This window comes from Dyadobacter tibetensis Y620-1 (assembly GCF_000566685.1).
Classification (GTDB): domain Bacteria; phylum Bacteroidota; class Bacteroidia; order Cytophagales; family Spirosomataceae; genus Dyadobacter; species Dyadobacter tibetensis.
On sequence record NZ_AZQN01000007.1, the window covers coordinates 109,031 to 122,322 of the forward strand.

Genomic DNA, 13,292 nt, shown 5'->3' on the forward strand with positions numbered 1-13,292 from the left:
AGGAAATTTTCATTTCGGTTTTAAGCACCAATCAATTATTTACATTTCCTTTTGTTTGCTAAACTACAGTATTTTTTCGAAAGGATAAAACATATCATAACATTTTTATGAAATATTTTGAAAGATACTATTTTACGTTACCTTTGTTTTGCCAACCTAAACCATTTTTACAAAAATGAAATCAACCATTTTTAAATTTTTATTTATTCTATTTGCTGGCAATGGCGTACTTGGAGACTGGCTGGGGACTAGTATTGCATGGGCACAAATCCCCAATAATGTAGCAAAAAATAATAGTTCCCTTCTTCCCTATCCCAAGCAAATCAATTCTGTCGGGCTTCCTTTCGAATTGAATCCTTCGGTAACGATTAGCTTAGACAAGAATGCTTCTGACCAGGACAAGTTCGCAGCCAGTGAACTTCAGTCCAGGATTAAAGCACTAACCGGTCTTCAACTGAGAATAACCAGCTCCAGGTCCAAAAGATCCATTTCTTTCCAAAGGCAAAAAGACATGATTACAAAGGGTAGTGAAAGTTACCAACTAGCATCGAACCAAAATCGAATTACCATTAAGGCCTCAGAAGATGCCGGACTTTTTTATGGGACACAGACTCTGTTACAGTTAATACAAAAGGATGGACAACGGTATATCATCCCGGGTCTGGTGATTCATGACTGGCCCGACACGCCTGAAAGGGCAGTACATTATGACACCAAACACCATCAGGACAAACGCAGCTATGTTGAAAGCCTTATAAAAGAGCTAGCTTCCTATAAAATAAACATGCTGATATGGGAGTGGGAAGATAAATTTGAATACCCCAGTCATCCTGAAATTGGGGCGCCCGGGGCGTTCACTTTAAAGGAAATGCAGGAAATAACGAGATATGCCAAAAAGTACCATATACAAATCGTACCGCTTGTACAAGGATTAGGCCACGTGAGTTTTATACTTAAATGGCCACAGTTTGCTCATTTAAGAGAAATACCTGCTTCGAACTTCGAATTCTGTCCTTTAAAAAATGGCACCTACGATTTACTGGAGGATCTATGGAAGGATGCAATGGAGGCGACTCCCGGATCCGAGTTTATCCATATTGGCTCTGACGAAACCTATGAATTGGGGGCCTGTGCAGCCTGCAAAAAAAAGGAGGCAGAAATAGGAAAAAGTGGTTTGTACCATTATTTTATCGATAAATCGGCCCAGCGTATAGAAGGTTCGGGCCGTTCAGTCATGACCTGGGAAGCACCCATGGGCTGGGATAAGGGTCGCCTGGAAGTGTACCACACAGGTATGAAACAGGACAAACCCGTAAAGCCTCGTAAAGGAATTTTACTTACAGAATCCTATGACTATGAAACTTCTGACTTGAAATATGCCAAACAAGCCAAGTCTATGGGACATCCTGTATATGCCTATGACCCTAATCCTGGTATAGAACAGCTATTCCTTCCCTATTTTTTTACAAAAAATGGCAAAGGTGTAAAGAGCCAGGGTAGTCTTGAAAATTCTTATAATTTTTTAAAGAAAACCATGGGAAAGGATGTATTCGACGGGGTAGTCAGAACTTCCTGGGATGACTCCGGACTACCCATGCAGGCGTGGATGTTGAGCTTCGCTACCACTGCCACCTTTTCCTGGAACGCCAACAGTTATTCTCTCCCCGAATTTACGAATGCCTTTTTCAATAACCGTTACGGACAAGCCTCCCAGGAAATAGACTCGCTTTACTATTTATTAAATGAGGGGGCCTATTTCTATATGGAGAGTTTTGAAAGGAGAGTCTGGGCTTGGGGTGACATTGGGAAAACACATTTGCCCGACCTTCCTCGTGGTGACGCCATAGAGTACGATCCGTTTTGGAATAAAAGATACGCCGATCGGTTGGCCACAGCAGAAGAATTCGTAATAAAAATGAATAAAGCCATCCAAATAGGCACCAACAATTTAAAGAGGGATATTCAAAACAAACATGACATCGAGGTGTTTCTTACACTAGCTAAACTCATTCGGCATACTGCCTATACCTACCAAGACCTATCTAAGGTGGAGTTTGCGATAAAGGAGGCTCATCAAAATCGCTATTTGGATGTGAATGCCTCATTGGTCGCATTAAAAAAAGCAGAAACCATTATTGCCAATAGCCTTACCAGAAGAGAAACCGTCTATACTAACCTGCTGGATACATGGCAAACAACCATGTTACCTAAAGGTATGTCTACCCAGACCAAGCACTATTTCTTCGAACAGGACCGAACTCGGCATTTCGCCAACCGAACTTCCGATATGACCTATTTGATTTATGACGAACAGTTACTGAACATGGAAGGCTACCTAGAAGAATTGCGTGACTATATTCAATTTTTCCAGCAACGTTTTATAAAATAGTCGAAATAATACATCCAAAATCTTAGCCCTAAAAAACATGCCAATTACCCGGAGAAGATTCGTAAAAAGTATTTCCATAGGTGCAGCCAGTCTTAGTCTGGCCAAGCCCATACAACAATTTGCAGGCACAACTCAACCAAAAGTAAAAATCGCCGTTATAGGTACGGGACTAAGAGGACAAGCACATATAAGCACTTTACTCAAGAGAAATGACTGTGTCATCACTGCCATTTGTGACATTGATGAGGGCATGTTGCAATTGAGCAATAAACTATTTTCGGAAGCTGGAAAACCCCTGCCAAAAATATACAAAGGGAATCCTCATGCATATAAACGGTTAGTGGAATCAGAAAAATTAGATGGGATCATTATTGCTACACCTTGGGAATGGCATACTCCCATGATAATCGACTCGATAGGAGCAGGTGTCAAATACGTTGCAACGGAGGTAGTGCTTGGCATCACATTGGAAGACCATTGGCAAGTAGTACGATGCACCGAAAAACATAACGCACAGGTCATGATGCTAGAAAATGCCTGTTACAGAAGGGATACCTTAGCGGTCTTAAATATGGTTCGTAAGGGACTTTTTGGCGAAATGATTCATTTACAGGGGGGCTATCAACATGACTTAAGAGGTGTAAAATTCAATAATGGCATTACACCGTATAATAGTGGTGCTGAATTTGGAGAGAAAGGCTATTCTGAAGCAAAATGGCGAACCAGTCACTCTGTTAACCGTAACGGTGATCTGTATCCTACACATGGTGTAGGCCCACTCGCCGTTATTCTTGACATAAACAGAGGAAATCGATTTGAATCCCTTTGTTCCTTTTCATCCAAATCGAGGGGATTACAGGAGTACCTCGTCAAGAAAGGAGGGGAAAATCACCCCAATACCAAGGTTCGGTTCAAATTAGGTGATGTGGTTACTACCAATATAAAATGCAGCAATGGAGAAACCATTTTACTACAGCACGACACTAACTTGCCTCGACCATACTCTTTGGGTTTTCGAGTACAGGGCACCAAGGGTATTTGGATGAACCTCAATAATGGCATGTATATCGAAGGGCAGTCAAAATACGATCATGAACGCTGGGATGATGCACAGCTGTGGTTTGAGAAATACGATCATCCTCTCTGGAAAAAATGGAATAAGCAGGCCTTAGAAACCGGCCATGACGGCATTGACTTCTTTGTCATCCACGCATTTATTGAATCCATAAAAGGGAATGCCGAAACGCCCATGGATGTCTATGATGCAGCTTCCTGGAGTGCTATCACTCCATTGAGTGAAACATCCATTGAGTTGGGCAATGAAACCGTTCCCTTCCCAGACTTTACAGGTGGAAAATGGATGACTAGAAAAAACAATTTTGCAGTGAATGATGCCTATTAATTCGATTTAATGACGTTTCTTTAAGGACTAAAGAGGTGGGGAATTTAACTTCCCAACCTCTTTTCAATTCAGCAGTTCCTGATTTAGTTCCAAAAATCCTCGAACAAAATCATCGTCAATTAGGTCTGGATAAGTCCTTAAGACCCGATCTATTTCGGTCGACTGCCCTTCCGACAATTTTTCTTTCGGATTAAGACACCAGGTCCCTTTCATAATCCCCTGCCTCCTTAATACTTCATGGATACCGGCAATACAGCCAAGAAAGCCATTTTCAGCATCAAATAGCACGGCATTCATGTCCGTAATAGCAATGCCCTTCGCCAGTAAAGCACCAGCACCATCGTACTCTCTGGAAACGCATATTTTGGTCTCTTCCAAAAGCTTCACCGCCCGACCCGTCCATACCGCCCAATGTCCCAGTAAGCCACCAACAAATCGTTTTTCTATCATTTCACCGCCGACCATAAACCGGTAAGGTGTCAATAGATCGGCCACAATATTGTCATCATTACCGGTATATAAGGCAATATCATGACACCGATCCGACTCGCATAGACCACGTACAGCCTCTAAGGTCTGATAGCGATTGAATGCAGCAATTTTTACGCCAACCACATTGGGAATTTCGGCCATCTTCCGCCAAAACTTATAACTCAATAGTCTACCGCCAACCGCCGGTTGCAGATAAAATCCAAAAACAGGGATCACCTCCGCGACGGCATGGATATGCTCTATCAACGCTTCGTCGGAGAAGGAGTTTAATCCTCCAAGACTTAGCAAACCTATGTGGTAACCGTGAGAAACAGCCAACTCTGCTTCCTTAATAGCTTGGGCAGTGGGTCCACAAACACCGGCAATCTTTAAAAATGGTCTTGCCAACTTGGCAGCATCAATTTCTTCACCAGCAAGCTGCAATACCCTGTCAAGAAGATTTATTTCTGGTTTTCGGATCTCAAACTGAGTCGTATGCACTCCTACCGCCAAGCCACCTGCACCACTAGCCATATAATACCGCGTAAGTAGTCTTTGTCGCTTTTCATCTAAAATGAAATCTTCATTTAATGCCAAGGGGTGTGCCGGTATAACCGTCCCTTGGTGCAAGTGGGTCTTAAGTTCGGGTTTCAATATGTTTTCCATAACAATTCAGTATTTTCCTTCTCTTTCCTGAAAATGAGTTTTTTTGTTTATAGTAGCCCCACCTTCCATCAGCCATTGATAGATCAATCGCATCATAAGTTTCGGCCCTGTTGCAGGATAGCCAAATAAATCCACACATTCACTCGCATTACTCAGTAAGGCTGTGGGTTGTTCGTTATTGACAAATACCGGATCAATGCCCGACATCTTACCAAACTGTTCGGCTATCCATCGGACAGACAACAATTCGGGCCCTGTCACATTGAGAATTTTAACTGGAGAAGAACAATGCAGGAGCGATCTGAGAGCGATTTCGTTGGCATCACCCTGCCAGATTACATTTACATTTCCCATGCTCAGATCTATTGGCTGCTCAGCTATTACCGATTTTGCCAATTCTAATAATACCCCATAAGAAACATCATTGGCATAATTCAGGCGATAGATTAATGCAGGCGTCTTATAACGCTTACTGCTATATTCAAAGATGCGTTCCCTTCCTAAGCAAGACTGAGCATATTCTCCCAATGGTTGGGTCGGCGAATTTTCAGTGGCTCCTCCCTGAATAACCGGGGTGAGAGGGTAAACATTCCCTGTGGAAAAGACCACTATCCTGGAATTTCTGAATTTTTCGGCTACTCTACCAGGCAAATAACTGTTCATAGCCCAGGTAAAAGACTCATTGCCCTGCGTGCCAAACTTGGTTCCGGCCAGATACAATACATTAGGCGCTTCGGGTAACGCCTGTAAATCCGCTTCAACCAGAAGATCAGCACTTATAGTTTCAATACCTGCCCGTTGGAGATCTTGGATAACGTTGGCATCTGAGAAACGAGAAACAGCAATTATATTCTTACTTAATCCTGCCTCTTCAACGGCTGTTTTTGCCAACTTTGCCAATGAAGGTCCCATTTTACCCCCTGCTCCTAAAATGATAATATCCCCTTCGATTCTGGAAATATCGGCTATCAGTGCCCGGGAAGGTCGTAAGAGCAATTCGTATTGTTTCTGTAATGGATTCATCTTTAACATGGTGATTCGATCTAGTCCCTAAATGGATTGATTTTTAGAAAAGCTTATTATTCGAATGGTTAGAAAAATAACGTTATAGCATTTACTAGGGCGAGACCAATTATCAAGGCCAGACCTAATCCGGCTAGGATTTTGGCTCTCGTGGTATTTTTCAAATGCCCCATAAGTTTTGCATCATTCGCTATTAAATACATGCTTATTCCAATAACAGGAACGATAAATATGGTTATGCTTTGAGCAAAGACGATGAGTTGCAAGGGGAGAGCACCAAATATAATGGCGATAATGGCACCAAATACCATCACGATAGCAATAAAAATCTTAGTCGGTATAGCACTCAACTGACTCCCATATCCCAGTGCATCACCCAATAAGGTTCCCCCTACGGTAGCATTGCCAATTATGGAAGAGAAAGCCGCCCCAAACAGTCCTGTCAAAAACAATAATGAAGCGTAAGGGTCAAAAATGGGTTCGAGCACCTTAGACATATCGGTCGCACTGGTGAGTGTCAAGCCCTGAGGATGTAATATAGTAGCAGCTGAAATCAATAATATGCCACTCATGACACCCAGCAACACAATACCGGTTATACTATCATTACCATTTTTAAAGACTACCTGAGATACTTTTTTTCGTTCCTGAACCAGGTAAGACTGGTAAAAGGCGCCGACTATGGAGACACAGGAGGCCATAAATGCAATTACTAATCCTGCTGAACCCTGTGGCAAGGCAGGTCTCAACCCCCGTACAATAGACCCCCATGGAGGCTGAACTGCTATGAGTGTGGTTATAAAGCAAATTAACATCAGAAGGATAAGAAGGATCATAGCCCTTTCCAACACCTTGTAAAAGCTTCTAAAAAATAACAAGCTAATCCCACAGGCCGAAAATAGTAGAACCCAGGGAGTCGAGGAGGTAGAGGTCATTTCACCTATGGCAATCCCAACTCCTATGGCATTGCCAGCCTGAAAGGAAATACAAACCAAAAAAATGCCCACTCCAACGGTTCTGGAAACGAACACCCCAAATTTTTTTCGAATTGAGGTTAATAAGGAAACATCTGTGGCCAGGCCGATTCGTGCCGACATGGTCGTAAATACCACCATAAATAGGATAGCAACTGGGACTATCCATATTAATTCGAAACCATATTCCGCTCCAAGTTTTGAAGTAATAGTTAACTTGCTGGGGCCAAATACCAAGGCGGCGGTAATAAGTCCCGGCCCTATGGTTTGCATCCATTTGGTCAATGATCTTAAAATCATAAGCCCTAAAAAAGTAAGATTTGCTGACAGATAACTATGCTATCCAGTATGGTGGAACTTTCGGCAAAATCATAATTTTATGATTTTGAAGCGGCACCTATTAGAATTGAAAACAAATTAACAAAAAATAATTCAAATAATAACGTTTCGAAAAAAATAATAGTAAAATTCCGAAGGAAATAGATATTAAAAATATATTGATATAAATAATTTTTTAAACGATCATCACTTTCACTCCAGCACTTTCTAATTTTCTTTGTTCTTCGATGGGAATACCGTCATCGGTGATAAGAATATCAATTTCAGAGATAGCTGCCATATAAGCGAAACTTCTTTTAAGAAACTTGCTCGAATCGGCAACGACAATAACCTGTTTTGAAATCGACATCATAACCCGGTTAAGGTGAGCTTCTTCTACATTAGGGGTTGACATTCCATAAATTACACTGAGACCATCAACGGCAAGAAACAGTTTGTCACAAAAGTAATTTTTAAAACTCTCCTCGGCAGTAGACCCAATCAGTGAGAGTGAGTTCTTTCGAAGAAAGCCCCCCGGAACTATCACATTCACCTTTGGATGCTGCGCGAGTTGATCCGCAATATTTAAGGCGTTAGTAATCACTGTCAGTTCAGCCAAATCATTTAAATTTTTGGAGATTTCAAGTGTTGTAGTACCCGAGTCCAAAATAATGGTATCGCCCTCTTCAATAAGCTCAGCAGCAGCTTTTCCAATTCGCTTTTTCTGATCGTAGTTCTGTTTATGCTTATCGGAAATGGCAAAATCGGTACCCACCCGATCCACCTTCATGGCACCTCCTCTGGCACGTATTAGGGCATTCTTTTGTTCGAGCCTCTTCAGGTCATTTCTTACTGTAACTTCACTTACTCCCAAAACCTTACTCAGTGTAATAACATCAACCTGCCCCTTTTCTTCGAGCATTTCCAATATGATTACACGTCTTTGTACGGTTGATTTTTCTCCTGCCTTACGCATACTTTTTTTTCTATAAAGGTACCAAAATCTTTCAGCTCTACTTCAAAAGCTTAATCCTGCACAAAACTAAGCTTATTAACTATATTATTTTCGTTTCCGCTCTAGAAATACAAAATTCAGATGATAAAATTTAATTATAAAAATTATTTGCTAGTTACGAAAGGAAATGATTAATTTTGCCATGAGCAGGAAATGAAACGAAACATATTATGCATACAGAAAGTAAGATTTTAAAAGATCAACCCTATAGTCCCCAAGAGCTGCTGGGTTATACTTACTCGGAACTTCTGGGTATTGGAGGATTCTATACCGCCAAGGAAATTGATCAACAACCGCACCTATGGAAAAAAATATGGCAGCTTTTAGATGACAAACAAGAAGAACTTGCATCGTTTCTAAAAACAGCTTTCCAGGAAGATGGTATGAGTATCCTGCTGACAGGGGCTGGAACCTCCGCATTTATAGGAAATGTACTGCAGGGAATATTTCAAAAAAACACGGGTATATCCTCAGCCGCAATCCCCTCTACAGACTTAGTGCTGTATCCTGAACAGTATTTTAATAAAAGGGCAACACTATTGGTTTCCTTTGCCCGGTCAGGTGACAGTCCCGAAAGCTTGGCTGCGGTGAAAATAGCAAATGAAGTTTGTGACAAAGTTTACCATCTTATTATTACCTGTAATCCATTGGGGCAACTCCTGATTTCGTCAGAAATTGGCAATAAGAACACCTATGTAATCTTGCTTCCAAAAGAAGCTAATGACAAAGGGCTTGCCATGACAGGTAGCTTTACATCCATGCTCCTAACTGGTCTACTTATATCGAGAATCGATGAAATGAATGCGCTTAAATCTCAGGTAGACATACTTTCTCAAGCAGGGAGCCATATTCTGCACAACTACAGTCAATCGTTGCGGAAAGTAGCCAAACTCCATTTCCATCGGGCCATATTTCTCGGTTCCGGACCTTTACGATCCGTGGCACAGGAATCTGACCTGAAATTACAGGAACTTACCGATGGTCAGGTGATCTGTAAATCAGACTCCTTTCTTGGTTTTAGACATGGGCCAAAAGCTGTAATCAATCCTGCCACTTTGTTGGTATACCTGTTTTCAAACAACAGGCATGTACATCTTTATGAAAAGGATCTTACAAGGGACATTAGCAAGGGCGAGAAAGGAATCTTACGTATAGGCATAATAGAAAAGAACCTTGGTGAAAACTTGGACGTGGACTTGCTAATTGAAATGTCACCTCATGCAGAAGAGATACAAGAAGAGTTCTTGACGGTCCTCAGCGTAATACCTGCACAAATATTAGGTTTCTACAAATCCATAGACTTCGGGCTCGCTCCCGACATGCCTTCCCGACAGGAAACCATTACTAGGGTAGTTAGAGGCGTTACTATATATCCTTTTCCAAAATAGTGTATACTCACTTAGCCGTAGGACATAACCTGAACTCAACCCTATCAAATGAAAAAATTCGACGTTTCTGTTATTGGAGAGCTTAATGTAGATTTTATTTTTAATGATCTGAATTCTTTCCCGAGCATCGGTAAAGAAATTATTTCAGGACAGATGGATCTTACATTAGGCAGTTCTTCTGCGATCTTAGCAAGTAACTTGAGTAGCCTAGGAGGAAAGATAAGCTTCGTAGGCAAAATTGGTACCGACTACTTTGGAGAGTTCATTCTTCAGTCACTTCAACATAGCGGAGTTCATACCCAGGCCATAATACGAAAGAATGGCCTAAAAACGGGCGCCACAATAGCCCTGAACTATGGGGATGAGCGAGCTATGATTACACATACCGGAGCGATGGACCATCTCTTCCCGGAAGATATAGACTGGTATTCTATTTCTCAATCAAAACACTTACATATCTCCTCCTACTTCATACAAAAAGGATTACAGAAGGATATCGTTTCTATTTTCAGGCAAGCAAAAATGATGGGGCTTTCGACATCCTTTGATCCGCAATGGGATCCATCTGAAAACTGGGACTTGGATCTGTCCAAAATTCTTCCCTTTGTTGATATCTTTTTGCCGAATCGGATCGAACTCTTAAAGCTTACTGATACCCAAAGTATCGATGAGGCATTGAAATGTACTGACTCCTTTGCCAATACAATAGTCGTCAAACTTGGCAGGGAAGGCTCCATAATCCACGTAAATGGAAAGTCGAATCATTTGCCCGCATTTCTTAATCAACAGGTTGTAGACGCTATTGGAGCCGGTGACAGCTTCAATGCCGGATACATATATCGGTATCTTCAAGGTTCAAATCCTATGGAATGTCAGGAATTCGGGAATATTATTGGTGCAATTTCAACGACGGCCAAGGGAGGAACCGGCGCCTTCAGCAATAGAGAAAAAATTTTTCAATTCATTAAAGAGAAATATGGCTATGTCGAAAAACAATATGATCAGTAAACTGCGAGAAATGCAGGCAAACAATGCCTGTCTGCTTGCTACCAATTTTTATAATTACGAAACCCTTAGGGGAATACTGAGAGCCGCGTCCAATCTTAACACACCAGTGATACTCCAACTTACCAAAAGCTCCATCGACTATATGGGGCTTTCGGTAGCAGTTAACCTGGCCAAATCATCTCTTGAAGAGTATAATGTGGAGGGTTGGCTACACCTGGATCATTCCATTACCTTCGAACTGGTACAGGAATGTCTGGATATGGGTTTCGATTCGGTGATGATCGATGCCAGCGAAAAACCTTTGGAAGAGAATATAGAAATCACCCAAAAAGTGGTGGAACTCGCTAAACAATACGGAGCCAACGTAGAAGCCGAATTAGGATATATCGCCAAACTAGGTCAGTCCAAAGAAAAAACAGGCTTCACCGATCCCGAGCAGGCCCGCTATTTTGTTCAACAAACGGGTATCAACGCTTTGGCCATCGCCATAGGTTCTGCTCATGGTTTTTACGTAACAGAGCCAAAACTTGACCTTAATCTATTAGCAAAAATACGAACCTCAACCAACATTCCTTTGGTTCTGCACGGTGGTTCGGGCATACCAGGAAATAGCCTTAAAGAAGCCATTAACCTGGGAATCTGCAAGATAAACCTGGCTACTGAAATTAAGAATATTTTTATGCAGACCTTAAAGAGTAGCATGTCGCATAACGAAGATATTGACCTAAGAAATGTATTCCCCTCGGCTATTGAAGCAGTAACAGAGTTGGTATCCGAAAAACTACGAATTGTAAACACTTAGTTTTATGAGAAAATATCTTTATTTTGGAATATTACCTTTTCTTTTCGCCATGCAAAATTGCACCAATAACCCAAATACAGAGTATTACAGTATAGACGACTATGCCACAGTCGAAAAGTATGATTCCCATGTACATATAAACTCACTCAATCCAGCATTTATAGAATTTGCGAAGGCGAGTAAATTTAAGTTGCTAAGCTTAAATGTAGCAGCCCCTGAATATCGTCCTATTGAAGAACAACAGGACGTTACGGTAGCACAACGCAATTTACATGAGGGCTTGCTATCCTATGCCTCTAGTTTTCATATAGAAAACATAGACGATCCACTTTGGCAAAAAAACACCATAGAATATCTGAGACAATCCTTTAAAAAGGGGGCTACAGGGGTTAAAGTCTGGAAAAATATCGGCATGGAGTATAAGGATTCCGCCGGAGACTTTGTGATGATTGACGACCCAAGGCTCGACCCTATATGGGACTTTATTGAAGCCAATAACAAGACATTAGTCGGCCATCTGGGTGAGCCTAAAAACTGTTGGCTACCCCTTGACCAAATGACGGTTGCCAACGATAAAGAATACTTCGAATCCCATCCGGAATATCATATGTTTTTGCACCCTGAATTTCCTAGTTATCAGAATCAGATTGATGCCCGGGATAATATGCTCGCTAAACATCCTGGTTTACGATTTGTTGGTGCGCATTTAGGAAGTTTGGAATGGAGTCTTGACGAGCTTGCCAAAACCCTGGACAAATACCCTAATATGGCAGTGGATATGGCCGAACGCATATCACATATCCAGTACCAAACCATTCAAAATCATCAAAAGGTCCATGATTTTTTCCTAAAATACCAAGATCGAATCCTATATTCAACGGATATCGTTTTTGATGATAGTGCTCCCGCCGATTACCTAATAGAACAGGCCGGCGCGCTATGGAAACGACACTGGGCATTTTTCACTTCGGATCAGACCATGGAAGCACCCGAATTAAAAGAATCATTTCAATCCTTGCATTTACCCAAAGAGGTTATCGATAAACTGTATCATAGCAACGCAAAAAAATGGTTTCCAGCTGCTATAAATTGACCAAAGGATGACATTCTTCTTACAGCTAATATCCAACCTTATGGTCATGCTTTTTAGCACCGGGCCGGCAAATGTGGACGGCAATAAATCCAGATTGTTAATTCCCAGATCGGAGGATTTTACCGTTACAGGCGATGGAAAGAGTAGCCAATGGAACAAAACCATCTGGATAGAGGTGCCACTCCTTTTTGCAAAATCAAACAATTATCAAACCAAGGTCAAAATTCTTTATTCGAAACGTGGTCTATATTTTTTGTTTTATTGTGAAGATAAACGCATTACGGCAACGATGCAAGGCGATTTTTTAGATCTATGGAACGAAGACGTAATTGAGATTTTCCTGCAACCTAATCCCAGTGTTCCCGAATATTTCGAATACGAGCTTTCACCACTTAATTATGAACTACCCATTTGCATATACAATCAAAATGGTAGCCTTAATAGCTGGATACCCTTTCACTATGAAGGAAGTCGAAAAACGCAGCATGGGGTGTCGGTTCAAGGAGGAGAGCAAAAAAGCAACGCAGAAATCCACGGCTGGACATCTGAAATATTTATGCCATTTGATCTACTGAAACCCATTATGAATAGCCCACCCGTTTCTGGGACAATATGGAAAGGCAATTTGAATCGAATAGATTACGACAATGGCGAGACCCTATGGAGCTGGCAAAGCAATAGCGGCGACTTTCACGAATATGCAAAATTTGGAATTTTTGAATTTGAATAAAACACATTTCAAT

Annotated in this window: 11 protein-coding genes; 7 read left to right on the forward strand and 4 right to left on the reverse strand. The window is 41.4% G+C overall.

Annotated elements, in window-relative coordinates:
* Positions 1 to 175 precede the first annotated feature (175 nt).
* Both X939_RS0117060 and X939_RS0117065 read left to right on the forward strand, forming a co-directional pair.
* A complete protein-coding gene (locus X939_RS0117060; RefSeq protein WP_025764508.1) occupies positions 176 to 2,389 on the forward strand; it encodes a beta-N-acetylhexosaminidase in 2,214 nt (737 codons plus the stop codon).
* A 37-nt stretch (positions 2,390 to 2,426) separates the two neighbouring features.
* Positions 2,427 to 3,791, forward strand: a complete 1,365-nt coding sequence (locus X939_RS0117065) for a Gfo/Idh/MocA family protein (RefSeq protein WP_131694804.1) — start codon at positions 2,427 to 2,429, stop codon at positions 3,789 to 3,791.
* Between the two features lie 63 nt (positions 3,792 to 3,854).
* Here the strand turns inward: X939_RS0117065 and X939_RS0117070 are convergent, their stop codons facing one another.
* From X939_RS0117070 to agaR, 4 genes are all read right to left on the reverse strand, one after another.
* Positions 3,855 to 4,928 carry a dihydrodipicolinate synthase family protein gene (locus tag X939_RS0117070; protein WP_025764510.1) on the reverse strand — a complete coding sequence of 358 codons (1,074 nt, stop codon included), beginning with the start codon at positions 4,926 to 4,928 and terminating at the stop codon, positions 3,855 to 3,857.
* A gap of 6 nt (positions 4,929 to 4,934) precedes the next feature.
* On the reverse strand, positions 4,935 to 5,951 hold the full coding sequence (locus X939_RS0117075; RefSeq protein ID WP_025764511.1) for an NAD-dependent epimerase/dehydratase family protein: 1,017 nt from the start codon (positions 5,949 to 5,951) through the stop codon (positions 4,935 to 4,937).
* A 68-nt stretch (positions 5,952 to 6,019) separates the two neighbouring features.
* Positions 6,020 to 7,225: an Nramp family divalent metal transporter gene (locus X939_RS0117080; RefSeq protein WP_025764512.1), complete on the reverse strand. Its 1,206-nt coding sequence runs from the start codon at positions 7,223 to 7,225 to the stop codon at positions 6,020 to 6,022.
* Between the two features lie 214 nt (positions 7,226 to 7,439).
* Positions 7,440 to 8,219: a transcriptional repressor AgaR gene (gene agaR / locus X939_RS0117085; RefSeq protein WP_025764513.1), complete on the reverse strand. Its 780-nt coding sequence runs from the start codon at positions 8,217 to 8,219 to the stop codon at positions 7,440 to 7,442.
* A gap of 209 nt (positions 8,220 to 8,428) precedes the next feature.
* Between agaR and X939_RS0117090 the strand changes: the two genes are divergently transcribed.
* From X939_RS0117090 to X939_RS0117110, 5 genes are read left to right on the forward strand one after another with little or no spacing between them, the layout of a single operon-like run.
* Positions 8,429 to 9,646 (forward strand): SIS domain-containing protein, encoded by a 1,218-nt coding sequence (locus tag X939_RS0117090; protein ID WP_044199883.1) that lies wholly within the window; start codon positions 8,429 to 8,431, stop codon positions 9,644 to 9,646.
* A gap of 48 nt (positions 9,647 to 9,694) precedes the next feature.
* On the forward strand, positions 9,695 to 10,654 hold the full coding sequence (locus tag X939_RS0117095; RefSeq protein WP_025764515.1) for a carbohydrate kinase family protein: 960 nt from the start codon (positions 9,695 to 9,697) through the stop codon (positions 10,652 to 10,654).
* On the forward strand, positions 10,644 to 11,456 hold the full coding sequence (locus tag X939_RS0117100) for a class II fructose-bisphosphate aldolase (RefSeq protein ID WP_025764516.1): 813 nt from the start codon (positions 10,644 to 10,646) through the stop codon (positions 11,454 to 11,456). Before X939_RS0117095 ends, X939_RS0117100 begins: the two co-directional genes overlap by 11 nt.
* A gap of 4 nt (positions 11,457 to 11,460) precedes the next feature.
* Positions 11,461 to 12,549, forward strand: coding sequence for an amidohydrolase family protein (locus X939_RS0117105; RefSeq protein ID WP_025764517.1), 1,089 nt, complete (start codon positions 11,461 to 11,463; stop codon positions 12,547 to 12,549).
* Positions 12,550 to 12,556: 7 nt separating this feature from the next.
* Entirely contained in the window at positions 12,557 to 13,279 is a 723-nt protein-coding gene (locus X939_RS0117110; protein WP_025764518.1) for a carbohydrate-binding family 9-like protein, read from the forward strand.
* The last annotated feature ends 13 nt before the right edge of the window (positions 13,280 to 13,292 follow it).

What these genes read in the sequence shown, in the direction of transcription:
- X939_RS0117060 (WP_025764508.1), top strand. Translation starts at nt 176, where the DNA reads ATGAAATCAACCATTTTTAAATTTTTATTTATTCTATTTGCTGGCAAT.
- X939_RS0117065 (WP_131694804.1), top strand. Translation starts at nt 2,427, where the DNA reads ATGCCAATTACCCGGAGAAGATTCGTAAAAAGTATTTCCATAGGTGCA.
- X939_RS0117070 (WP_025764510.1), bottom strand. Translation starts at nt 4,928, where the DNA reads ATGGAAAACATATTGAAACCCGAACTTAAGACCCACTTGCACCAAGGG.
- X939_RS0117075 (WP_025764511.1), bottom strand. Translation starts at nt 5,951, where the DNA reads ATGAATCCATTACAGAAACAATACGAATTGCTCTTACGACCTTCCCGG.
- X939_RS0117080 (WP_025764512.1), bottom strand. Translation starts at nt 7,225, where the DNA reads ATGATTTTAAGATCATTGACCAAATGGATGCAAACCATAGGGCCGGGA.
- agaR (WP_025764513.1), bottom strand. Translation starts at nt 8,219, where the DNA reads ATGCGTAAGGCAGGAGAAAAATCAACCGTACAAAGACGTGTAATCATA.
- X939_RS0117090 (WP_044199883.1), top strand. Translation starts at nt 8,429, where the DNA reads ATGCATACAGAAAGTAAGATTTTAAAAGATCAACCCTATAGTCCCCAA.
- X939_RS0117095 (WP_025764515.1), top strand. Translation starts at nt 9,695, where the DNA reads ATGAAAAAATTCGACGTTTCTGTTATTGGAGAGCTTAATGTAGATTTT.
- X939_RS0117100 (WP_025764516.1), top strand. Translation starts at nt 10,644, where the DNA reads ATGATCAGTAAACTGCGAGAAATGCAGGCAAACAATGCCTGTCTGCTT.
- X939_RS0117105 (WP_025764517.1), top strand. Translation starts at nt 11,461, where the DNA reads ATGAGAAAATATCTTTATTTTGGAATATTACCTTTTCTTTTCGCCATG.
- X939_RS0117110 (WP_025764518.1), top strand. Translation starts at nt 12,557, where the DNA reads ATGACATTCTTCTTACAGCTAATATCCAACCTTATGGTCATGCTTTTT.